22 protein-coding genes are annotated in these 22,259 nt (G+C 45.9%); all 22 read left to right on the plus strand.

Annotation, left to right across the window (positions count from 1 at the left end):
* The first annotated feature begins 698 nt into the window (after positions 1 to 698).
* A complete protein-coding gene (locus AB6E52_RS15170; protein ID WP_102321179.1) occupies positions 699 to 1,829 on the plus strand; it encodes a flagellin in 1,131 nt (376 codons plus the stop codon).
* Between the two features lie 81 nt (positions 1,830 to 1,910).
* Positions 1,911 to 2,336, plus strand: a complete 426-nt coding sequence (gene flaG, locus AB6E52_RS15175) for a flagellar protein FlaG (protein WP_102321178.1) — start codon at positions 1,911 to 1,913, stop codon at positions 2,334 to 2,336.
* Between the two features lie 22 nt (positions 2,337 to 2,358).
* Positions 2,359 to 4,386 carry a flagellar filament capping protein FliD gene (gene fliD, locus AB6E52_RS15180; RefSeq protein WP_017066379.1) on the plus strand — a complete coding sequence of 676 codons (2,028 nt, stop codon included), beginning with the start codon at positions 2,359 to 2,361 and terminating at the stop codon, positions 4,384 to 4,386.
* Between the two features lie 3 nt (positions 4,387 to 4,389).
* Complete coding sequence (locus AB6E52_RS15185; RefSeq protein ID WP_017060688.1) at positions 4,390 to 4,695, plus strand: flagellar protein FliT; 306 nt, start codon at positions 4,390 to 4,392, stop codon at positions 4,693 to 4,695.
* Between the two features lie 12 nt (positions 4,696 to 4,707).
* Positions 4,708 to 5,118 carry a flagellar export chaperone FliS gene (fliS, locus tag AB6E52_RS15190; RefSeq protein ID WP_004736194.1) on the plus strand — a complete coding sequence of 137 codons (411 nt, stop codon included), beginning with the start codon at positions 4,708 to 4,710 and terminating at the stop codon, positions 5,116 to 5,118.
* Positions 5,119 to 5,346: 228 nt separating this feature from the next.
* Positions 5,347 to 6,813, plus strand: a complete 1,467-nt coding sequence (locus AB6E52_RS15195; protein ID WP_102321177.1) for a sigma-54 dependent transcriptional regulator — start codon at positions 5,347 to 5,349, stop codon at positions 6,811 to 6,813.
* A gap of 185 nt (positions 6,814 to 6,998) precedes the next feature.
* Positions 6,999 to 8,039: a PAS domain-containing sensor histidine kinase gene (locus tag AB6E52_RS15200; RefSeq protein WP_102321176.1), complete on the plus strand. Its 1,041-nt coding sequence runs from the start codon at positions 6,999 to 7,001 to the stop codon at positions 8,037 to 8,039.
* 33 nt (positions 8,040 to 8,072) lie between these two features.
* Positions 8,073 to 9,482 carry a sigma-54 dependent transcriptional regulator gene (locus AB6E52_RS15205; RefSeq protein ID WP_102321175.1) on the plus strand — a complete coding sequence of 470 codons (1,410 nt, stop codon included), beginning with the start codon at positions 8,073 to 8,075 and terminating at the stop codon, positions 9,480 to 9,482.
* A 132-nt stretch (positions 9,483 to 9,614) separates the two neighbouring features.
* Entirely contained in the window at positions 9,615 to 9,926 is a 312-nt protein-coding gene (gene fliE / locus AB6E52_RS15210) for a flagellar hook-basal body complex protein FliE (RefSeq protein ID WP_017060684.1), read from the plus strand.
* A gap of 16 nt (positions 9,927 to 9,942) precedes the next feature.
* A complete protein-coding gene (gene fliF, locus AB6E52_RS15215) occupies positions 9,943 to 11,685 on the plus strand; it encodes a flagellar basal-body MS-ring/collar protein FliF (RefSeq protein ID WP_102321174.1) in 1,743 nt (580 codons plus the stop codon).
* Positions 11,678 to 12,739 carry a flagellar motor switch protein FliG gene (gene fliG, locus AB6E52_RS15220; protein ID WP_017060682.1) on the plus strand — a complete coding sequence of 354 codons (1,062 nt, stop codon included), beginning with the start codon at positions 11,678 to 11,680 and terminating at the stop codon, positions 12,737 to 12,739. The genes fliF and fliG overlap by 8 nt, the downstream gene beginning before the upstream one ends.
* A gap of 124 nt (positions 12,740 to 12,863) precedes the next feature.
* Positions 12,864 to 13,664 (plus strand): flagellar assembly protein FliH, encoded by an 801-nt coding sequence (fliH, locus tag AB6E52_RS15225; protein ID WP_017060681.1) that lies wholly within the window; start codon positions 12,864 to 12,866, stop codon positions 13,662 to 13,664.
* Positions 13,664 to 14,983 (plus strand): flagellar protein export ATPase FliI, encoded by a 1,320-nt coding sequence (gene fliI, locus AB6E52_RS15230; protein WP_017060680.1) that lies wholly within the window; start codon positions 13,664 to 13,666, stop codon positions 14,981 to 14,983. Before fliH ends, fliI begins: the two co-directional genes overlap by 1 nt.
* 19 nt (positions 14,984 to 15,002) lie before the next feature.
* Entirely contained in the window at positions 15,003 to 15,440 is a 438-nt protein-coding gene (fliJ, locus tag AB6E52_RS15235) for a flagellar export protein FliJ (protein WP_102321173.1), read from the plus strand.
* Between the two features lie 182 nt (positions 15,441 to 15,622).
* On the plus strand, positions 15,623 to 17,752 hold the full coding sequence (locus AB6E52_RS15240; RefSeq protein WP_102321172.1) for a flagellar hook-length control protein FliK: 2,130 nt from the start codon (positions 15,623 to 15,625) through the stop codon (positions 17,750 to 17,752).
* A 90-nt stretch (positions 17,753 to 17,842) separates the two neighbouring features.
* A complete protein-coding gene (fliL, locus tag AB6E52_RS15245; protein WP_017060677.1) occupies positions 17,843 to 18,331 on the plus strand; it encodes a flagellar basal body-associated protein FliL in 489 nt (162 codons plus the stop codon).
* A gap of 7 nt (positions 18,332 to 18,338) precedes the next feature.
* Positions 18,339 to 19,385: a flagellar motor switch protein FliM gene (gene fliM / locus AB6E52_RS15250; protein WP_017060676.1), complete on the plus strand. Its 1,047-nt coding sequence runs from the start codon at positions 18,339 to 18,341 to the stop codon at positions 19,383 to 19,385.
* Positions 19,386 to 19,414: 29 nt separating this feature from the next.
* Positions 19,415 to 19,825, plus strand: coding sequence for a flagellar motor switch protein FliN (gene fliN, locus AB6E52_RS15255; RefSeq protein WP_004739851.1), 411 nt, complete (start codon positions 19,415 to 19,417; stop codon positions 19,823 to 19,825).
* On the plus strand, positions 19,825 to 20,265 hold the full coding sequence (gene fliO / locus AB6E52_RS15260; RefSeq protein WP_017060675.1) for a flagellar biosynthetic protein FliO: 441 nt from the start codon (positions 19,825 to 19,827) through the stop codon (positions 20,263 to 20,265). The genes fliN and fliO overlap by 1 nt, the downstream gene beginning before the upstream one ends.
* Positions 20,252 to 21,181 carry a flagellar type III secretion system pore protein FliP gene (fliP, locus tag AB6E52_RS15265; protein ID WP_017064117.1) on the plus strand — a complete coding sequence of 310 codons (930 nt, stop codon included), beginning with the start codon at positions 20,252 to 20,254 and terminating at the stop codon, positions 21,179 to 21,181. Before fliO ends, fliP begins: the two co-directional genes overlap by 14 nt.
* Positions 21,182 to 21,192: 11 nt before the next feature.
* Positions 21,193 to 21,462 carry a flagellar biosynthesis protein FliQ gene (gene fliQ / locus AB6E52_RS15270; RefSeq protein ID WP_029235191.1) on the plus strand — a complete coding sequence of 90 codons (270 nt, stop codon included), beginning with the start codon at positions 21,193 to 21,195 and terminating at the stop codon, positions 21,460 to 21,462.
* Positions 21,463 to 21,468: 6 nt separating this feature from the next.
* Positions 21,469 to 22,251: a flagellar biosynthetic protein FliR gene (gene fliR, locus AB6E52_RS15275; RefSeq protein ID WP_017060672.1), complete on the plus strand. Its 783-nt coding sequence runs from the start codon at positions 21,469 to 21,471 to the stop codon at positions 22,249 to 22,251.
* The last annotated feature ends 8 nt before the right edge of the window (positions 22,252 to 22,259 follow it).

Below are 22,259 nucleotides of genomic sequence, written 5' to 3' on the forward strand. Positions count from 1 at the left end.
TGGTGAGAGATGAGCGCTAAACAGACCCAGCTTCGGCTGGGTTTTTTATTGCCTGCAATTTGGCGAAGGTGTATTTGAAAAAGTGCAATGTTGGTAAGCAGGAGCAAAAGCGAGATTCCCTATCGCGTTCGTTCCTCACTGTAGGGAATGACGGGGTTGGGTTGTGGAGACTGTATAGCTGCTTTGGCAAGGTTAGATCGAGTAAATAATTACTCAGATTCAAACAATAGTTTTCAATCGTCATTCCAGAATCGAGTAGAACGAGGTATCAGGAATCTAGTTTTTTGAGGAAGGAGTTTGTTTCGTTCTTATCTACCACTGTAAGGAATGAAGAGTGAACCATAAGCCAGTGAGGTAATTAACCGTCATCCCAGAATCGAGTAGAACGAGATATCAGGGATCGGCTTTGGTTTTTATGTGCAAGGCGACACTTATAAATGAGCGAGGATACGAAACTTTAGCGAATGTCGCCCTATTAATTGAAGCCCGATCACACTTTTCTTTGTTGTTGAAAAGAATACGAAAAAAATCGCATTTTTTATTAAAGCTTCTAATTAAGGGGCCGTTAAAGGGATTGAGAGAAATGATATGTACCAATGTAAGGTGAGAGAGACACTGGTGCATAAACAAATTGACATGTATTTGTGTGAGGTGAGAGTCACATAAGTGCATTAAAAAATGCCTAAAGGAGATCAACTATGGCGATTAATGTAAACACTAATGTGTCTGCAATGACGGCTCAGCGCTACCTGAATAGCGCGGCTGAAGGTACTCAAAAATCAATGGAGCGTTTGTCTTCGGGCTATAAAATCAATAGCGCAAAAGATGATGCTGCAGGCCTACAAATCTCTAACCGCTTAACGTCGCAAAGCCGTGGCCTAGATATGGCTGTGAAAAACGCGAATGATGGTATCTCTATTGCACAGACAGCTGAAGGTGCAATGAATGAGTCAACCAACATTCTGCAACGTATGCGTGACCTTTCTCTTCAATCTTCAAATGGTTCAAACAGCAAATCTGAACGTGTTGCGATCCAAGAAGAAGTCTCTGCTCTGAACAAAGAACTTAACCGTATTGCTGAAACAACTTCTTTTGGTGGTAACAGGCTTCTTAACGGAACTTACGGTAGTCAATCTTTCCAAATCGGTGCAGATTCTGGTGAGGCGGTAATGCTTTCTATGGGGAACATGCGCACCGACACTCAAGACATGGGTGGTAAGAGCTACGGCGTTACAGAAGGCAAAGATGCTTCTTGGCGTGTAGGTGCGGGTGCTGATTTAACAATCAAATACAACGATAAGTTTGGTGAAGCGCAAGAGCTATCTATCTCTGCTAAAGAAGGCAACGATATCGAAGAGCTAGCAACTTACATCAATGGTCAAAGCCAAGACGTTAAAGCGTCTGTGGGTGAAGGCGGTAAACTGCAACTTTTCGCTTCAAGCCAAAAAGTTGAAGGTGATGTTGAGTTTGGCGGCAGCCTTGCGGGCGAACTAGGTATCGGTGCTGGTAAAGACGTTACCGTTAACGATATCGACGTAACTTCTGTTGCAGGTGCAAACGAAGCAGTATCTATCATTGATGGTGCTCTAAAATCTGTTGATAGCCAACGTGCTTCTCTAGGTGCTTTCCAAAACCGTTTTGACCATGCAATCAGCAACTTAGACAACATCAACGAAAACGTTAATGCGTCTAAGAGCCGTATCAAAGATACCGATTACGCGAAAGAAACAACGGCAATGACGAAGTCTCAAATCCTACAACAGGCGAGTACTTCTATCCTAGCTCAAGCAAAACAGTCACCATCAGCAGCTCTAAGCTTATTGGGCTAAACTTACCTCGGTAAGTAGCGGTAAACTCTACTCTGGGTAGAGTTTTACTGTTTGGCTCATAAAGGAGGGAGGGAGAGTGTTATGGAAATATCATCCAACGCATCGAACATCCAGCCTTATGGCTCACCTAATGGCATTAAAATTGCAAGCGATGAAGGTAGTAGTGCGTCGAGTATTTCGCGACTAAAAGAAGCAACATCTTATGACAAGGTAGATAAATCGAAAGAGGAAGCTACCGAAGCGGCGATTCAATTAGCTCAACATAGACAAGAGTTAAATGATGAAGAGCGAGTCAAAATGGTGGAGAAGGTAAACGAGTTTATCTCCTCTCTCAATAAAGGTGTGGCTTTTAAGGTCGATGAAGAATCTGGGAGAGATGTGGTTACCATTTATGAGACCACAACCGGTGATATTATTCGCCAGATCCCTGATGAAGAAATGCTTGAAATTCTAAGACGCCTAGCAGCCCAAAACTCGAATAGTCGAATATTTGAGGTGAAGGTTTAAGTCGTATTATTGAGGTGATTTAATGAGTTTTGGCCCAATGGGGATTTCGTCTGGCATGGATATCAATTCCATGGTCAGCAAAATTGTTGATTCGGAGCGTGTACCTAAACAGCAACGAATCGACAATGAACGAACGCGAATCGATACCAGCATTAGTGCCTATGGAAGACTCAGAGAATCCCTTGATTCGATGAAAAACCTGATGACAAACTTTCGTCAGGAAAAAGCTTTTGCTGTGCGAACAGTGGAAAGTACCGATGAAGCGCTTGTCTCTGCAACCGCGACTACCGAAGCGATCGCTGGCAAATATGCCATCGATGTGTTGCAGCTTGCCCAAAGCCATAAAGTGGCTTCTGATGTACTGTCAGAGGACATGAAATTTGGCCCAGGTAAGCTGCAGGTTTCGCTTGGTGATGACAGCTTTGACGTGCAAGTTGGCGACAGATCGAGACTTATCGAAGTTGTTCGTGGTATCAACGGTGCAGATAGCAACCCAGGCGTTCGTGCATCTATTATCAACGATGTCGAAGGTCCAAGACTTATTATTGCCTCGAACCAGTCTGGTTCAGATCAGCAGATCAGCATTAATGTTGAGTCAGATGCTGCCAATCCCTTAAAAAAACTCGAATACAAAACGCTTGAAGAACGTGTTAAAGCGCTAGAGAAAGCGCGCGTTGCTGCTCAAGATATTCTAGCTCTAACCCCTGCAGGAAAAGCCGTTGAACTCATCGATGAAGTGATCGCTAGCGATGACCCAAATGCGAATGAAACACTCGATAAAGATGGCAATATCATCCCAGCAGCCCAAACCGATTCTACTTCAGATGTTGACGGAGACTCTAAAAGTCTCAGCTACGGTGAGCAAGCAGCCGCCGACGGCCAAGCCGCCCTAGACGCAGCTCAAGCGGCAAAGTCTGTGATGCCTGAAGATAATATCCCTGGCTGGACTGAAACCGCGTCAGGTACGCTTTTAGATTCTTACTACACACCAGAACTTGAGCTTGATGAAAAAGCGATAGAGAAGGCACCCGATGTGCCGGGGTGGTCAAATGCTGCCTCAGGTACTCTGACCGATTCATACGTGACACCGAAAGAAGCCCAACAAAAGCTTGAGGCTGAGCAAGCGCGTATCGAAGAGAAGATTTCACAAGAAAAAGCGGAGTTGGCTGAGAAAGTTCAAAAAGGCGAACTCACCGCAGAGCAAGCCAAGAAAATTGAGCGTGCCAAATTAGAACCCGAAGAGCGCGAGCTCTTAGAGAAGGTCGATAAAGCGCAAGCAGATCTTGAACAAGCACAGCAATCTTTTGATACCTATAGTGGAATGACTGAAGTTCAGGCTGGCCAAGATTCTATGGTTGTCCTAGATGGTGTTGCTCAACTCTCTAGTAATAACAATGTGATTGAAGATGCCATTGAAGGTATTGATATTACGGTGAAAGGAAAAACGCCAAAAGATAAGCCGCCGGCAGAAATTGGTGTGGAGTACGACCGTAACAGTGTTCGCCAAGATATCGAATCCTTTGTGAGCTCTTATAACCAGTTCTATCAAGTGTCGAAAGACCTCGCGGGTGTTGATCCAACGACTGGTCAAAAAGGCCCGCTCTCTGGTGACAGTACAGTGCGTAACGCCGACTCCCGATTGAAAGGGGTGTTCTCATCAAGTATCGAAGGTGCGCCAGACAATCTAAAGTCTTTGACTGAATTCGGTATCACCACCACAAGACAAGGCTCGCTAGAAATCAACTACGATATGCTTGACCGTCAACTCAACAATAACTTTGATAAGTTGGGTGAGTTCTTTGGTGGCAACAACGGTTTCGCCAAAAAAGTGGAAGATGCGATTCAAGGTATCACAGGTATCACGGGTTCAATCCGTACTAGAGAAAAGAGCTTGGTCGAGCAAAACTACCGTTTGGTTGATGACCAAAGCGCGCTCGACCGCCGCATGGACAGCCTAGAGAGCCGTACCCACTCTAAGTTCACAGCCATGCAAGATGCGACCAGTAAGATGCAATCTCAGCTGGGCAGTATGATGAATGCGTTGGGCTAATAGATGAATAGCCAGCTACAAGAGCTTTGTGAACTCGATCAACTAATTATCTCTAAACTGGAATTTAGTGAAATTAATGCTGAAGAAATAACGCAGCTTGTCGATAACAGAGAACAGTTATTGCAAAACGTGCTTCAAATAATCGACTCACATCCCGACGTTAAGCAAAGTTCTGAATGGTTTGAAGCCATTACCAGAACCAGAAAATTAGTCGAATTGATGCAGTCTGAGACGAGTCGAGTAGGTAAGACCCTACATAAATACCGTCACGGCGCTAAATCAGTTCAACAATACAAAAAGTTTTTATAGAAGAGGTTTACTATGCGCGGTTCTTTACAGGCATATAAAAAGGTATCAGTGGATAGTCAGCTAACGGCTGCCTCACCGCATAAGATTGTACAAATGCTAATGGCCGGTGCTATCGAGCGTTTGATTCAAGGCAAAGCGGCAATGCAAGCAGGCAACATCCCAGTGAAAGGTGAGCGACTTGGTAAGGCTCTAGATATCATTATTAGCCTACGTAGTTGCCTATCTATGGACGATGGTGGCGATATTGCGAAAAACCTAGATCAACTTTATGAGTTCATGATCACGCAAATTTCTGCGGCAAATCACAAAAATGACCCACAGCCTATTGATGATGTTATCGATATTATTCGCGAAATTAAGAGCGCTTGGGACCAAATTCCGAACGAATATCACAACTTGACGTCCGCTGACGTAGGTATTTAAAGAAAAATTGCAGTTTTAACCAATCTCATATCCCTTAATTGGTTGGTTGCCTTATTTTTTTAATCAAATAAAATAGAAGCCATTAGATAGCCTAATGGCTTTTTTCGTTGCTGATTTCCTAAATTTGTCCACGTAGACCATAATCATTGATACTTTTCTCTGTTTTATCGATTACGTCGCTCACCGTTTTTCTGCATCGCACCAAAATAAAGGCAATAATTCCTACTTATGCAAGGTTTGGCAAAACTGCTTGTCGTCGATGATAACGCTCAAGATCTTCACAATTTAAGCACAATATTAGAGTTTGTAGGAGAGAGCTGCGAAGTAATCAGCTCTGAACAAGCACGTAAAGTTGACTGGTCACTACAGTGGGCCGGCTGCATTATTGGTACCATTAAAGGTAAAGGCTTCAACGCATTACTGAATGAGAAGCTTGTTCACGCCAATCACATCCCTTTACTGGTGATTGGCAAAAACAATCACCCGGTTGACGAGTTGACTAACTATGTTGGTGAGCTTGAACTTCCTCTTAACTACCCGCAATTAAGTGATGCATTAAGACACTGTAAAGACTTCTTAGGCCGCAAAGGTGTTCAAGTTGTGTCTTCGGCACGCAAGAACACCCTGTTTCGCAGCCTAGTAGGACAAAGTGCTGGCATTCAAGAAGTACGTCACTTAATTGAACAAGTCTCTTCTACGGAAGCGAACGTGCTGATTCTTGGTGAATCTGGTACAGGCAAAGAAGTCGTAGCGCGTAACATTCACTATCACTCTAAACGTCGTTCAGGGCCTTTTGTTCCTGTAAACTGTGGCGCGATTCCACCTGATTTGCTTGAAAGTGAACTGTTTGGTCATGAGAAGGGCGCATTTACTGGGGCGATTACCGCACGTAAAGGCCGTTTTGAATTGGCTGAAGGTGGCACACTGTTTCTTGATGAAATTGGCGATATGCCGATGGCGATGCAAGTTAAGCTGCTACGAGTACTGCAAGAGCGATGCTTTGAGCGTGTAGGTGGCAATAGCACCATACAAGCTGATGTTAGAGTGATTGCGGCAACCCACCGCAACCTTGAAGATATGATCGACGATGATTCGTTCCGTGAAGATCTTTACTACCGCTTAAATGTATTCCCGATTGAAATGCCGGCGCTTCAAGATCGTAAAGAAGATATTCCACTGTTGCTTCAAGAGCTGATGACTCGAATGGAAGCGGAAGGCAGCATGCCTATCTGTTTCACGGCTCGTGCTATCAACTCTTTGATGGAGCATTACTGGCCAGGTAACGTTCGTGAACTAGCGAACCTGGTTGAACGAATGGTTATCTTGTATCCAAACAGCTTGGTTGATGTGAATCACCTGCCAACTAAATATCGATACAGCGATATCCCTGAGTTCCAGCCAGAGTTTAATAGCTTTGGATCTGAAGAGGAGCAAGAGCGTGATGCACTTGCTGACTTATTCTCAGAAGATTTCAGTTTTGATCAGCAAGATGATATTGCCGACAATGCTAATGCGCCTCAAGAGTTACCGCCAGAAGGGGTTAACTTGAAAGAGCTACTCGCGGATATGGAAGTGAACATGATTAACCAAGCCTTGGAAGCGCAGGGTGGCATTGTTGCCCGTGCTGCAGACATGCTTGGAATGCGCAGAACCACTCTGGTTGAAAAAATGCGGAAGTATAATCTACAGCGATAGAGCTCAGATTCGTGTTCAGCGATATCAAATTAAGACGGGTGTTGAGTTAAAGCATCGTTTTGGTTGAGAGAATAGAGAGGGCATAGTCGAGTTGTTGCTTGCTTAACTATGTGATAAATATAGCAAATAGCCTGACGCGTGTTTTACGTGTCAGGCTGTTTTAGTATTTGAGGCAAATTTTTGACATGCACGGATCTAACGAATCAGAAAATCAGTCACACCTAGATTCAGTTGAACAGCAGGTTGAGCGCTATAAGCAAGTGCTTGATGTGATGCCAGCAGGTGTCATCTTGTTAGATACTCATGGTGAAGTAAGGGAAGCGAACCCAGAAGCGCACCGAATTTTAGGTGTGGAACTGGTGGGCGAGAAGTGGTTTTCGGTGATTCAAAGTGCCTTTGACCCTAAAGACGATGATGGACATGAGATCTCACTGAAGAATGGGCGTAAGGTTCGTTTGGCTATTTCAGCTTCTACCACGGGTCAACTTATCTTGATTACCGACCTGACAGAAACTCGTCTTCTACAGTCTCGCGTGAGTGATCTTCAGCGCTTGTCGTCGTTAGGCAGAATGGTAGCCTCGTTGGCGCATCAGGTTCGTACGCCACTTTCTAGTGCGATGTTGTATGCATCAAACCTTGCCGCGCCGAACCTGCCGCCAGCAACAAAAACGCGCTTTCAATCTAAGCTTATGGATAGATTGCATGACTTAGAGAAGCAAGTGAACGACATGCTGTTGTTTGCCAAAGGTGGTGACAACAAAGTCGTTAAGCCATTTACTGTGGCTGAATTGATCACTGAATTTCACCCTATGGTGGAAGCGGCATTGAAAACTAACCAGATTGATTATTGCCAAGAAGTTGAGGGCGAACAGACTCAAATGTTCGGCAACGCCAATGCTATCGCCTCAGCGTTAAGCAACCTAGTGTTGAACGCGGTTCAAATTGCGGGTAAAGAATCGCAGATTGATGTTTTTTTTAGGCCCGTAAACGGCGAGCTTAAGATATCAGTGCAAGACAGTGGCCCCGGCGTACCGAAAGAGCTTCAAGGTAAAATTATGGAACCCTTCTTTACCACTCGTTCGCAAGGTACAGGTCTAGGTTTAGCCGTTGTACAAATGGTCTGTCGAGCACATGAAGGCCGACTGGAATTGATATCAGAAGAAGGGGACGGCGCATGCTTTACTATGTGTCTACCGCTGGAAAGAAGCGCTTCTTCTGAAGACTAATAAGTTTTAACTGAATTTACACTGGAGAATCCTATGGCTCAAAGCAAAGTGTTAATCGTCGAAGATGATGAAGGTCTACGCGAAGCCCTTGTCGATACTCTCGCGCTTGCTGGCTATGAATGGCTGGAAGCGGATTGTGCGGAAGATGCTCTGGTAAAATTAAAATCGAACTCCGTTGATATTGTCGTATCTGACGTGCAGATGGCGGGCATGGGTGGCTTGGCGTTATTGAGAAACATCAAGCAGCATTGGCCAAATCTACCAGTATTGTTGATGACAGCGTATGCCAACATTGAAGACGCCGTTGCCGCAATGAAAGAGGGCGCTATAGACTATATGGCAAAGCCATTTGCGCCTGAAGTACTGCTCAATATGGTGAGCCGTTATGCTCCGGTAAAATCGGATGATAATGGCGATGCCATCGTTGCCGATGAGAAAAGCATCAAGCTAATGATGTTGGCTGATAAGGTGGCTAAAACCGATGCTAACGTCATGGTGTTGGGGCCAAGTGGTTCTGGTAAAGAGGTCATGTCTCGCTATATTCACAACGCTTCGAGCCGTAAAGACGGTCCGTTTGTTGCGATTAACTGCGCCGCGATTCCAGATAACATGTTGGAAGCAACACTGTTTGGCTACGATAAAGGCGCGTTTACTGGTGCTATTCAAGCTTGTCCTGGTAAATTTGAGCAAGCTCAAGGCGGTACTATTTTGTTGGATGAGATCAGTGAAATGGATCTTAGCCTACAAGCAAAACTACTGCGCGTGTTGCAAGAGCGCGAAGTTGAACGTCTTGGTAGCCGTAAGAGTATCAAACTGGATGTTCGTGTTCTGGCAACCAGTAACCGCGACCTAAAGCAGTATGTTTCTGAAGGGAATTTCCGTGAGGATTTATACTACCGCCTGAATGTATTCCCAATTTCTTGGCCTCCATTGTGCGAGCGTAAAGGCGATATTGAGCCTTTAGCCAAGCACTTAGTTGAGCGCCACTGCACCAAACTTGGTATGCCTGTACCCGTTATGTCAGCACAAGCGATCAGCAAACTCGTCAATTATCCGTGGCCGGGCAATGTTCGCGAATTAGACAATGTGGTACAGCGTGCGCTAATATTGAGCGAACAAGAGAACATCTCTGGTGAGCATATCCTTCTTGAAGGTGTCGATTGGCAAGACGCAAGCAGCCTACAACAAATCGTCGAAGGCAGTGACGTAGCTGCGCCAGAAATTAAGCCTATTGCCGAAGCAAACCCAATCAATAAAATCGCGGCTAGCAGCGAAGGGTTAGGTAATGAGCTTAGAGATCAAGAGTATGCGATCATTCTTGAAACCCTGATTGCATGTAATGGCCGACGCAAAGATATGGCTGAAAAACTGGGCATTAGCCCTCGTACACTGCGTTACAAGTTGGCTAAAATGCGCGATGCTGGAATAGATATCCCAAACTGAGGATAGATTAGTAGTGTCAGCTTTCTGACTAGTGTAATACGATATCTAGTCAATTAAATGTGTGGCACGCTAATTGCTCTGTCAATAATATAGCTAAATAGATGGTCATAATTTTGACTCCTGAGGTAGTAGATGAGAATAGATGGTTTACAAGGCGAAATGCAGGCAATGATGGTCGAAGCTGCCAGCGCGCGTCCCGCAGCAACGGGGCAAGCGGTCGGTGCAGATTTTGGCAACATGCTGACTAATGCCATCAATAATGTGAACTCATTACAAAAGACCTCAGGTGATCTTCAAGCTCGTTTTGATAGTGGCGACCAAAGCGTATCCCTATCGGACGTGATGATTGCTCGTAATAAATCTAGTGTGGCTTTTGAGGCGACGATCCAAATTAGAAATAAATTGGTCGAATCGTACAAAGAGCTGATGAATATGCCGGTATAAATTGGGTAGTTAAATAGTGGCAGATAATAGTCAAACAACAGATTTAACCGTAAGCGATAGCAACGACCATGCACTTATTGCAGGCTCTGAGCTAGACGGAGAAGGGCAAAATCCCGATCTAGGTGAACGCAGTTCATCGAAGTTCGATATGGCTGTCGGTGATCTTGATTTACTTCGTCAGGTCGTCTTAGTCCTTTCTATCTCTATCTGTGTAGCGCTGATTGTGATGCTGTTTTTCTGGGTAAAAGAGCCAGAAATGCGTCCATTAGGGGCTTACGAAACAGAAGAATTGATCCCCGTTCTTGATTACTTGGATCTGCAAAAGATCCAGTACACGCTTGAAGGCAATACCATCTCAGTACCGGCGAGTGAGTACAACTCATTAAAGCTTAATATGGTACGAGCGGGTTTGAATCAAGAGCGAAACGCGGGTGATGACATCCTCATGCAAGACATGGGTTTTGGTGTATCACAACGTTTAGAACAAGAACGCCTTAAATTAAGCCGCGAAAGACAACTTGCCAAAGCCATTGAGCAGATGAAACAGGTGCGTAAAGCTCAGGTTTTATTGGCCCTGCCGAAGCAGAGTGTTTTTGTACGTCATAATCAAGAAGCCTCTGCTTCTGTATTCCTAACTCTAAAAACAGGTACTAACCTCAAGCAGCAAGAAGTTGATTCTGTTGTGGATATGGTGGCAAGTGCCGTTCCGGGAATGAAAACCTCACGTATTACGGTGACCGATCAGCATGGCCGATTGTTGAGCTCAGGCTCTCAAGACCCTATGTCAGCGGCGCGCCGTAAAGAACACGAGTTAGAGCGCAATCAAGAACAAGCGCTGCGTGAAAAAATTGACTCTATCCTTATTCCTATTCTTGGGTTTGGTAACTACACCGCTCAGGTTGATATTCAACTCGATTTCAGTGCTGTGGAGCAAACCAGAAAACGTTTTGATCCGAATACACCAGCGACTCGAAGTGAATACACCTTAGAAGATTACAACAACGGCAATACGGTGGCGGGTATTCCGGGTGCATTGAGTAACCAGCCTCCAGCGGATGCCTCAATTCCACAAGATGTGGCTCAGATGAAAGACGGCGCGATGACAGGTCAAGGCTCTGTTCATAAAGAAGCGACCCGAAACTTTGAGCTAGACACCACCATCAGTCATGAACGTAAACAGAGCGGCACGGTTAACCGCCAGACGGTTTCTGTTGCGATCAAAGACCGCCAATCCTTGAACCCAGATACGGGTGAAGTGGTTCATACTCCAATCCCGGCGAGCGAGATCAATGCGATTCGCCAAGTACTGATTGGCACGGTGGGCTTTGATGAAACTCGTGGTGATTTGCTCAACGTATTAAGCATGCAGTTTGCACCTCAAGTAACAGATGTTGTTGCTGATGTGCCAATCTGGGAGCATCCAAACTTCAATGATTGGGTTCGTTGGTTTGCAAGTGCCTTGGTTATCATTGTGGTGGTGTTGGTACTTGTTCGCCCTGCAATGAAGAAACTGCTTAACCCAGCAGCAGACAACGATGAACAGATGTACGGTCCTGATGGCATGCCAATTGGTGCCAACGGCGAAACCAGCTTAATTGGTGGTGATATTGAAGGTGGTGAGCTGTTTGAATTTGGTTCAAGTATCGACTTACCAAACCTTCATAAAGACGAGGACGTGCTGAAAGCAGTACGTGCACTTGTAGCGAATGAACCAGAGCTAGCAGCTCAAGTAGTTAAGAATTGGATGGTAGATGGCTAACGAAATAGTTCCACAACAAACTGAAGGCGGTGAAGTGCTTGATGTCTCTAGCGTGGATATCGGCTCTATCTCAGGCGATGAGCGCGCTGCGATCTTGTTGCTCAGTTTAAATGAAGAAGATGCTGCTGGTATTATTCGTCACCTAGAGCCAAAGCAGGTTCAGCGTGTGGGTAGTGCGATGGCGCGAGCTACAGACCTATCCCAAGAGAAAGTAGGCGCTGTGCACCGTGCTTTCTTAGATGATATTCAGAAGTACACCAACATTGGTATGGGCAGCGAAGACTTCATGCGTAATGCGTTAGTTGCTGCTCTGGGTGAAGACAAGGCGAATAACCTTGTTGACCAAATCCTTCTCGGCACAGGTTCGAAAGGTTTGGATTCGCTTAAGTGGATGGATCCTCGTCAGGTGGCGAGCATTATCATCAACGAGCACCCTCAAATTCAAACTATTGTGTTGTCGTACCTCGATGCCGATCAATCGGCTGAGATCCTGTCTCAGTTCCCAGAGCGAGTTCGTCTGGATCTGATGATGCGTATTGCCAACCTTGAAGAAGTTCAACCTTCGGCGCTTGCTGAACTGAATGAAATCATGGAGAAACAGTTCGCGGGTCAAGCGGGTGCTCAAGCTGCCAAAATTGGTGGCCTGAAAGCCGCGGCTGAGATCATGAACTACATGGACAACAACGTGGAAGGCGTCTTGATGGATCAAATCCGTGACCAAGACGAAGACATGGCAACACAGATTCAAGATCTGATGTTTGTCTTTGAAAACCTTATTGAAGTTGATGACCAAGGTGTTCAACGACTACTACGTGATGTTCCACAAGATATTCTACAGAAAGCACTTAAAGGTGCAGATGAAGGTCTACGTGAGAAGATCTTCAAGAACATGTCTAAACGTGCTGCCGATATGATGAGAGACGATATTGAGGCGATGCCGCCAGTCAAAGTCTCTGATGTTGAAGCGGCTCAGAAAGAGATTTTGGGTATCGCGAGGAAGATGGCAGACAGTGGCGAAATTATGCTGTCTGGTGGCGCCGACGAGTTCCTTTAATACAGAAATCTCAAAAGCCCCACACTGTTGGGGCTTTTCTTTATCCAATCTCGAACCACAGATTAACTCAGTTTAACTGCTTGAATTCACAATACAGTTAAGCCACTCATAGATAGGTACTGATATGTCAGGTGATAGAAAACGCGGCTTCCTTCGCCCTGAAGAAGATAATACGGTTGCCCAACCTCAGAAATGGGGGCTGCCTGACTACACCTCTGACGTGAGCAAACAAGCCAAAGAAACCGCTTTTAACTACGACCCTAGTTGGATGCCAACGGTTGAAGAAGCCATTGAAGATGAAGAGCTGGTTCTGACTGAAGAGCAAATCGAGCTGATTAAACAAGGCGCTTATCAGGAAGGGCTGCATCAAGGCCAAGAGGCGGGCTTTAAGCAAGGCTATGAAAAAGGCAAAGAAGAAGGTTTTGCTGCCGGTCACGAAGAAGGCAACGAAGCCGGCAAGCTTGAAGGCGTAACCGCGGGTCAAGAGTACATTCAACAGCAGGTGGCCGTCTTCATGGGGCTGGCAAACCAGTTCGCTCAACCATTAGAGTTGATGAACGCTCAGGTGGAGAAGCAATTGGTCGACATGGTGCTTACCATGGTCAAAGAAGTGGTTCATGTTGAAGTGCAAACCAACCCACAAATCATATTAGATACCGTTAAAGAATCGGTAGAGTCGTTGCCGATTTCTGGTCACGCAATCACATTGAAACTCAATCCGGAAGATGTGGCGATCATTCGCTCTGCGTATGGCGAGACTGAATTGGACTGCCGTAATTGGACGCTGGTCGCAGAGCCAGCACTCAACCGTGGTGATGTACAAATTGAAGCGGGTGAGTCGAGCGTTAACTACCGCATGGAAGATCGTGTAAAGAACGTTATTCAAAATTTCTGCGGCGCAAATCGTCACCAAGGTCATGAGTAATGCTTGAGTTAGCGAATCGTCTCAGTCAGTACAAAGTCGAGGGGCTAAAATCGCGACCAATTGCCTCTGGTAAATTAGTACGCGTTGTTGGCTTAACGCTTGAAGCGACCGGCTGTAAAGCGCCAATCGGCAGTTTGTGTTTAGTCGAAACCATGTCTGGTCAGATGGAAGCCGAAGTCGTCGGTTTCTCTGGCGATAACCTATTTTTGATGCCGAGTGAGCAAATCACCGGGATCTTACCTGGCGCTCGCGTCACGCCAATGACTACCGAAAGTGGTATCCCTGTTGGAATGGAACTGCTCGGTCGAGTGATCGACGGCGTAGGTAATCCACTCGACGGTTTAGGTCCAATCTATACAGAGCAACGCGCTTCATTTAATGCGGAGCCAATCAACCCGTTAGCTCGTAAACCGATTTCTGAACCACTCGATGTCGGCTTGAAAGCCATTAATGGTTTGCTAACCGTGGGTAAAGGGCAACGTATCGGTCTGTTTGCTGGCTCTGGTGTCGGTAAATCCGTAACTCTGGGCATGATGACTCGAGGCACAACTGCGCAAGTAGTGGTCGTAGGCCTAATCGGTGAGCGTGGACGAGAAGTTAAAGAATTTATTGAAGAGATTCTTGGTGAAGATGGCCGTAAGCGTTCGGTTGTTGTTGCCGCTCCTGCCGACTCATCACCATTGATGCGCTTAAAAGGCTGTCAAACCGCGTTGGCTGTCGCCGAGTACTTCCGCGACCAAGGCTTAGATGTTCTGCTACTCATGGATTCATTGACCCGTTTTGCTCAAGCTCAGCGTGAAATTGCTCTGTCTGTGGGTGAGCCGCCAGCAACCAAGGGCTATCCGCCATCAGTCTTCGCTAAGCTTCCTGCGCTGGTGGAACGAGCAGGTAACGGCAATGATGAACAAGGTTCTATCACGGCTTTCTTTACCGTGTTAACCGAAGGCGATGACTTACAAGATCCGATTGCGGATGCGTCGCGAGCAATTCTCGATGGTCACGTTGTGTTATCTCGTGAGATGGCCGATGCCGGTCACTACCCAGCGATTGACGTTGAGAAATCCGTCAGTCGTGTTATGCCGCAAATCACCACTGAAGAACATGTCTTGATGTCGAAAGCGGTAAGGCAAGTGCTGTCTATCTGCCGTAAAAACCAAGATTTGGTGTCGATTGGAGCTTACAAACCAGGAACGGATCCAGCAATCGATAGTGCCTTCACGTTGAAGCCAAAACTGGATGAGTATTTGCAGCAGAAGATGAAAGAGACCGTTCCATACGATATGTGCGTCAATATGTTGAAACATGTATTGGGTGGCTAACGGGTGAATAAGGTTAGTCATGGATAACGCATTAGAATTTTTGCTCGATCAAGCCAAAGATCAAGAGAACCAAGCGGTACTTGCGCTCAACAAAGCGAACTCTGAGCTGCAAGGTTACTATGAGCAAGTTGCGCAGATTGAAAAGTATCGACTGGATTACTGTCAGCAGCTCGTTGACCGCGGTAAGGCTGGCTTAACGGCGAGCCAATATGGTCACTTGAATCGCTTCTTAACTCAGTTGGATGAGACATTATCCAAGCAGAGAGAAGCCGAGCACCACTTTAAAAATCAAGTCGACAACTGCCAAAACTACTGGATGGAGTTACGCAAAAAACGTAAATCCTACGAGTGGTTGATGGAGAAAAAGCAGAAAGAGAAAGCAAAGCTGCAAGATCGAAGAGAACAAAAGCAAATGGATGAGTTTTCGACTCTGTTATACAGCCGAAAGAAGATGTGATCCTAAGCCACGAATGACGTCAGTGCTGTTCTCTATATTGTGAAAACCGAACTTATAGGCATGTTTCTTGCTCCGTTTTATATAAAATTGCGCGTTATGCCCACCAAAGGCATGAAAAGCATCCGACTTTCTTTTTGTTGCCTGATTCATGGCAGCAAAGCTAGTAGATAGAGCTTGTATATATGAATGTTAGTCTTTCCTCAAATTCAGCGACCAACAAAATGTCATCGTTGTTGGACACCGGTTCTGCCTCTTCCAAGGTAGAAGAAACCGGCGACTCTAAAGGTTTCTTTGAGTCCTTTAAAGAAGCGCTCGGCTTTGAAGAAAGTGACAGTAAAGTCGCAACAAAAGACACAGAAAGCACTGCGAAACCTGATACTAAACAGACATCTACCGAAGGTGAAGCGTCAGCCGAAGCGAACAAAGGTGATTCCGCTGAATCAAAGGCTACTGACGAAGTGAGCGAAGCGCAAAGCAAGCAAGCAGCTTCAGAAGTAGAAGGCGAGAAAGCTGCTGATAAAACATCAGCAGAGGCTGCGTCTGGATCTGAGGCTCAGCTCAAAGCCAATTCGGGCACTGATAGCACTGTCGCTGATAAGACTGTTGCAGATAAGGCAGATGGTAAAGATGCGCAGGATACGACTAACGAGTCTAAAGAACATATTGCTCAATCCCAAACTCAGGGTCCATCAGCGGTAGATGGTGCTACGCAGGCATCGCAAGCCAATGCAGCGATGAGCGAAGGCAATAAATTGCTTGGTCAATTGGATGAGGCAAACAAAACCCTAAATCAAGCGCCAAACGGCAAAGGCTTGCCTCAGCAAGGTCAGGTAGAACAAGCCCAAGGTAATATCACCGGTGCTTCTGTTGCAGGAGTTTCCGTTACGGATAAGGTGACACAACAAGCTAAGGCTGCAAATCAGGAGAAGAGCCTTGAAGTCGATTCTGAAATCGCTGTACTTACCGGAGGTAAGGGTGTTTCTCAGCTAACTGATACTGAAATTCGACAGTTGATGGATAAAGGCGTCACTCCAGAACAAATTGAAGCCAGTATGAGCCGAGAGCTGAGCCAAAAGAATGCAGCTAGTGCGGTTGCTGCCGAGCAGAGCCAAGCATTGTCAGCCGTGGATATTGAACTGGCAAAGCAAGTAGATGCCCATACCAAAGCGCTAAACCAATTGAATGGACAAATCGAATCAGAGCAGTCTGTTGTCGATAGCTTGCTTGATAAGCAACAAAGTGGCGCTAAGTTGACGGTTGATGAGCAAGCCGCTTTGGCTAAAGCGACCTCTAACCTAGACCTGTTGAATCAACAGCTCGCTAACGTTCAACAACAAGTAACAGCTTTGCTAAGTCAAGCTCCGGCTGCGAACAGTGCGTCTGGTGAACCCACTGCTATCGATTGGGATAATACGGATTCAAGCGAAACTAAAGCCTTAGCTGCGGCAGCATCAACAGCAGCTGTAGCGACGGCTACACAACAAGTGTCAGCGCAGGCCGCTTCTCAATCAGCAAACAATGCTCTTACGGACAAGGCGGCAATGCTGCACGCCAATAATGCACATGCAGCCCAACAGGCCGCAGCTCAACAAGCTAATGTGGCTTCACCTCAGCAGCAAGCAACGTTGGATCCAGCTTTAACCGCGCAAGGAATGGCGATGAATGCAACGCCAGCTGCCACAAAAGCAGGCTCGACTGATACGCTTCTTAAAGCGGGCGCCGGTGCAGCAGCACTGTCTGGTTTGGGTAAAGCGGGTGCTAAAGAAGATTCTAAAGATTCGACCTTTGCTCAGCAGATCGCTTCTGCGGCTGGTGCACAAGGTACGGCAACGGTGGGTTCAGCACCTACGCGAGCTGAAATTCAAGCTGCTCAACAAGCGCCCTTACAGCTCACCAAAGAGCTAGCCAATGAGCAAGTGGCTGAAAAAGTACAAATGATGATGTCTAAGAATCTTAAGAACTTGGACATTCGTCTCGACCCACCAGAATTGGGCCAAATGAAAATCCGCATGACCATGAATAATGACGTGGCAAACGTGCACTTTACCGTGAGTAATCAGCAAGCGAGAGATGTGATTGAACAAACCTTACCTCGCTTGAGAGAGATGCTTGCTCAGCAAGGTCTGCAGCTTGCCGATTCGTCTGTTCAACAACAGAACTCCGGTCAGGGACAAGATAGATACAACAATGGTGAGCAACAATCCGGCGCTAACCGCACAAATGATACGCAAGGTGATGAAAACCTTGATAGTGACAGCAATCTTGAATTGAATGTCGCATCAAAGCGTGATGGAATTAGTTATTATGCCTAATATCAGGCTAAGAACGCTTGGTTAATAGAAAAAACCAGTTAATAAAAAGAACCATCAGTTAATCGCAAGAACAGGAAGTTAGAGTAAGATATGGCCGAAGAACAAGATGCACCTAAAGGGAAGAGCAAGCTCCTTATAATTATTATTGCCGTAGTTGTGTTACTGCTTGGTATAGGTGGTGCGCTGTACTTTTTCTTAGGTTCTGACGATAGCGCCTCTGAATCTCAGTCTCAGCCAGCAACGGCTGTGGTCGCTGCAGAGCCGGTTATGTATGTTAATATTCCTCAGCCCTTCTTGTTTAATGTGACTGGTGACAAAAAAGATCGCCTAGTTCAGATAAAAGCACAGCTCATGGTACGTGGCAGTAAGAATGAAGACCTGGCTCGTTACCACTCTCCACTTGTAGAAAGTACACTACTGGCCACGTTCGCTTCGGCAACGGTTGATCAATTGCGCTCACCAACAGGCCGCGTGGAACTGCGTAATAAGGCAACAGAAGATATTAAAGCAAGCCTGGCTCAAGCTGTTGGCCAGCCTGTGATTGAAAAAGTGTTATTCACTGACTTCGTAATTCAATAGGTAATTTGTGACCGATTTATTAAGCCAAGACGAAATTGATGCGCTGTTACATGGCGTTGATGATGTTGAAGAAGTTGAAGATGTCTTAGAAACCGAAAATGACAATGCGGTCAATTTCGACTTCTCATCTCAAGATCGAATCGTCCGTGGTCGAATGCCGACCCTTGAACTTATTAACGAGCGCTTCGCACGTCATATGCGTATCAGCTTGTTTAATATGTTACGTAAAACGGCTGAAGTGTCGATCAACGGCGTACAGATGATGAAGTTTGGTGAGTACCAAAACACATTGTATGTACCCACCAGTTTAAACATGGTTCGTTTCCGTCCATTGAAAGGTACGGCACTCATCACCATGGAAGCTCGTCTGGTTTTCATTCTCGTAGAGAACTTTTTTGGCGGTGATGGTCGTTTCCACGCCAAGATTGAAGGTCGTGAATTCACGCCTACTGAAAGACGAATCATTCAGTTACTGCTGAAAATTGTTTTTGAAGATTACAAAGAAGCTTGGTCGCCAGTGATGGGGGTTGAGTTTGAATACTTGGATTCCGAAGTGAACCCAAGTATGGCGAACATTGTGAGCCCAACCGAAGTGATTGTTGTGAGTTCGTTCCACATTGAAGTGGATGGCGGTGGTGGTGACTTCCACGTTGTCATGCCTTACTCCATGGTTGAGCCGATCCGTGAACTGCTTGATGCGGGTGTTCAATCAGACAAGATGGAAACCGATGTTCGTTGGAGTACCGCACTGCGTGATGAGATCATGGATGTGCCCGTCAATTTCCGCGTGAATTTGCTAGAGCAAGATATTTCCCTTCGTGATCTGATGGAGCTGCGCCCTGGTGATGTTATCCCAATGAACATGCCTGAGCACGCAACCATGTTTGTCGAAGAACTGCCGACTTATCGTGTGAAAATGGGCCGTTCTGGTGAGAAGCTTGCAGTACAGATTTCGGAAAAAATTCAAAGACCACATGTGGTTAAAACTGATCTCGCTTTTCTAGGTAAAGACTTATTGTCTGAGCTCGAAAACAGTGATGATGACGACGAATAGTAAAATAGATAAAAGTATAGGAATTGGTAATGGAACCTAGTGAAGATCAAAAGCTAGCAGACGAATGGGCTGCAGCACTTGGTGAAGATCCTTCAGCGCCGTCAATTGATGTTGATGATGTGCTTGCGGCACCACTTGATGAGCTAACCGATTCATCATCTCCGATTTCTGAAGATGAGCGTCGTAAGCTGGATACCATTATGGATATTCCAGTGACTATTTCGATGGAAGTTGGTCGCTCTCAGATCAGTATCCGTAATTTACTTCAGTTGAACCAAGGTTCGGTTGTTGAGCTAGATAGAATTGCTGGTGAGTCACTGGATGTGATGGTAAACGGTACCTTGATTGCTCATGGTGAAGTGGTTGTGGTGAACGACAAGTTTGGTATTCGTTTGACTGACGTTATTAGCCAAACAGAACGAATTAAGAAGCTGCGTTAATGAGCTTTTTGTCTCAAAGACTTGCGGGCTCCTTTCTCGGAATGACAGGTTTGTTACGAGGAATCTTGGGAGTAGGGCTATTAACGGCTCCTTCCATTGCCTTTGCAGCAACACCGCCTTCTCTCGATTTAGCGACCACCTTTGGGTCGCTAATTTTCGTTATAGCCTTCATTTTATTTATTGCTTGGCTACTCAAGCGAATGCAAGTACCTGCGATGTCGAATCAACAAGGTTTGGCGATTGTTAGGCAAATCCCTGTTGGTACTAAAGAGCGTATCGCTATTGTGCAAGCGGGTGATGAACAGTTCTTGGTAGGGATTACCACACAATCGATTCAGCTGATCTCTAAGCTCGATAAACCTCTTACTCAGGAGATGCTGGAAAAAAGTACATTTTCAAGTCAGCTTTCCCAGCTAATAAAAAAAGATGCAAACAAGTAACGGACTTTTGAACTCCTCTTACTTTCACCAAGCCGGAGCTTTCCGAGCGGTGAAAGTGTGGTTGGTTCAGCTTATTCTCCTATGCTCAATCGTATTCAGTGTGTCGGTATTTGCACAAGCTGAAGACGGCACCGTCATTCCTGCGAATACCGCTGGCTCGGAATCGGTCACTATCAGCACGATGGAACAAGACCAAGCCAAATCGACAACCATGACCACGGGCAGCTTGACTGGCAATGGTGGCGGCATACCTGCCTTTACCATGACAACCAATGCCAATGGCGGTGAAGACTACTCGATTAACCTGCAAATTCTCGCGTTAATGACCATGCTTGGCTTCTTGCCGGCGATGGTGATTTTGATGACATCGTTCACTCGTATTGTGGTTGTGATGTCTATCTTGCGTCAGGCGATGGGTCTACAACAAACACCGTCTAACCAAGTCATTATTGGTATCGCGATATTCTTGACCTTCTTCATCATGTCGCCAGTGATTAATCAAGTTAACGAACAAGCAGTTCAGCCTTATCTTAATGAACAGATATCGGCACGACAGGCATTTGATGTTGCCCAAAAACCGATTAAATCCTTCATGCTCAAGCAGACTCGAATCAAAGATCTTGAAACCTTTGTTGAGATTTCTGGCGCGGAAGTGACTAACCCTGAAGATGTTTCGATGGCGGTTCTGATTCCAGCATTTATCACATCGGAATTAAAAACGGCTTTCCAAATCGGATTTATGCTGTTCTTGCCTTTCCTAATCATCGACTTGGTGGTGGCATCGGTATTGATGGCTATGGGTATGATGATGTTGTCACCGATGATTGTATCGCTGCCGTTTAAGTTGATGCTGTTTGTTCTTGTTGATGGCTGGAACTTGATACTCTCCACACTCGCCGGCAGTTTTGCCTTGTAGCTGGGGGAATAATGAATCCTGAAATATTCGTAGAGTTGTTCCGAGATGCCCTTTGGATGGTATTAATCATGGTTTGCGCCATCATTATTCCTAGCCTGCTGATCGGTTTGGTTGTGGCTGTTTTCCAAGCTGCGACCTCAATCAACGAACAAACCCTGAGTTTCCTGCCGCGTTTGATCGTAACTTTGTTGGCGTTGATGCTATTCGCACACTGGATGACCCAGATGATGATGGAGTTCTTTTTTGAGCTCATCGAACGCTTGCCGCAAGTTCTGTATTAAACCGATATGGAATACCCAACGAGCCTTGTACTAGAGTGGTTAGCCAATTATTTTTGGCCATACACTCGCATCTCAGCGATGCTGATGGTGATGACGGTAACAGGGGCACGCTTCGTGTCGCCGCGTATTCGTCTGTATTTAGGCTTGGCGATCACTTTTGCGGTGATGCCTGCGATTCCGGCCGTTCCCAAAGAGATTGAACTTCTGTCCTTTCAAGGCTTCCTGACTGTCTTCGAGCAAATTGTGATTGGCGTGGCCATGGGTTTTGTTACCCAGTTCATGATTCAAACCTTTGTTATGCTGGGTCAGATCCTCGGTATGCAATCGAGCTTGGGTTTTGCATCAATGGTCGACCCGGCTAACGGGCAAAACACGCCGGTACTTGGTCAGCTGTTCATGCTGCTAGCGACCATGTTTTTTTTGGCGACCGATGGTCACTTGAAAATGCTGCAGCTGGTGGTGTTTAGTTTTAAGACCTTGCCGATTGGCAGTGGCTCTCTAACCTCTGTGGATTTTCGAGAGCTCGCGTTGTGGCTCGGCATCATGTTCAAAACGGCATTAGCGATGTCATTGTCGGGGATTATTGCGCTGCTAACGATTAACCTTTCTTTTGGTGTAATGACGCGTGCGGCACCTCAATTAAACATCTTTTCTTTGGGTTTTGCATTTGCGCTACTCGTGGGTCTGTTACTTTGTTGGTACATCCTTGGCGGCTTGTATAGTCACTATGAGCTATTCTGGATGCAGGGCGAACAACAGATATGTCGTCTAATCCGGTTAGATTGCTAGGAGACTGA

Origin of the sequence: Vibrio sp. 10N.247.311.13, assembly GCF_041467595.1 — a bacterium.
Taxonomy (GTDB): domain Bacteria; phylum Pseudomonadota; class Gammaproteobacteria; order Enterobacterales; family Vibrionaceae; genus Vibrio; species Vibrio crassostreae_C.

Coding starts and splice junctions, on each gene's coding strand:
- AB6E52_RS15170 (WP_102321179.1), top strand. CDS start 699: ATGGCGATTAATGTAAACACTAATGTGTCTGCAATGACGGCTCAGCGC.
- flaG (WP_102321178.1), top strand. CDS start 1,911: ATGGAAATATCATCCAACGCATCGAACATCCAGCCTTATGGCTCACCT.
- fliD (WP_017066379.1), top strand. CDS start 2,359: ATGAGTTTTGGCCCAATGGGGATTTCGTCTGGCATGGATATCAATTCC.
- AB6E52_RS15185 (WP_017060688.1), top strand. CDS start 4,390: ATGAATAGCCAGCTACAAGAGCTTTGTGAACTCGATCAACTAATTATC.
- fliS (WP_004736194.1), top strand. CDS start 4,708: ATGCGCGGTTCTTTACAGGCATATAAAAAGGTATCAGTGGATAGTCAG.
- AB6E52_RS15195 (WP_102321177.1), top strand. CDS start 5,347: ATGCAAGGTTTGGCAAAACTGCTTGTCGTCGATGATAACGCTCAAGAT.
- AB6E52_RS15200 (WP_102321176.1), top strand. CDS start 6,999: ATGCACGGATCTAACGAATCAGAAAATCAGTCACACCTAGATTCAGTT.
- AB6E52_RS15205 (WP_102321175.1), top strand. CDS start 8,073: ATGGCTCAAAGCAAAGTGTTAATCGTCGAAGATGATGAAGGTCTACGC.
- fliE (WP_017060684.1), top strand. CDS start 9,615: ATGAGAATAGATGGTTTACAAGGCGAAATGCAGGCAATGATGGTCGAA.
- fliG (WP_017060682.1), top strand. CDS start 11,678: ATGGCTAACGAAATAGTTCCACAACAAACTGAAGGCGGTGAAGTGCTT.
- fliH (WP_017060681.1), top strand. CDS start 12,864: ATGTCAGGTGATAGAAAACGCGGCTTCCTTCGCCCTGAAGAAGATAAT.
- fliI (WP_017060680.1), top strand. CDS start 13,664: ATGCTTGAGTTAGCGAATCGTCTCAGTCAGTACAAAGTCGAGGGGCTA.
- fliJ (WP_102321173.1), top strand. CDS start 15,003: ATGGATAACGCATTAGAATTTTTGCTCGATCAAGCCAAAGATCAAGAG.
- AB6E52_RS15240 (WP_102321172.1), top strand. CDS start 15,623: ATGAATGTTAGTCTTTCCTCAAATTCAGCGACCAACAAAATGTCATCG.
- fliL (WP_017060677.1), top strand. CDS start 17,843: ATGGCCGAAGAACAAGATGCACCTAAAGGGAAGAGCAAGCTCCTTATA.
- fliN (WP_004739851.1), top strand. CDS start 19,415: ATGGAACCTAGTGAAGATCAAAAGCTAGCAGACGAATGGGCTGCAGCA.
- fliO (WP_017060675.1), top strand. CDS start 19,825: ATGAGCTTTTTGTCTCAAAGACTTGCGGGCTCCTTTCTCGGAATGACA.
- fliP (WP_017064117.1), top strand. CDS start 20,252: ATGCAAACAAGTAACGGACTTTTGAACTCCTCTTACTTTCACCAAGCC.
- fliQ (WP_029235191.1), top strand. CDS start 21,193: ATGAATCCTGAAATATTCGTAGAGTTGTTCCGAGATGCCCTTTGGATG.
- fliR (WP_017060672.1), top strand. CDS start 21,469: ATGGAATACCCAACGAGCCTTGTACTAGAGTGGTTAGCCAATTATTTT.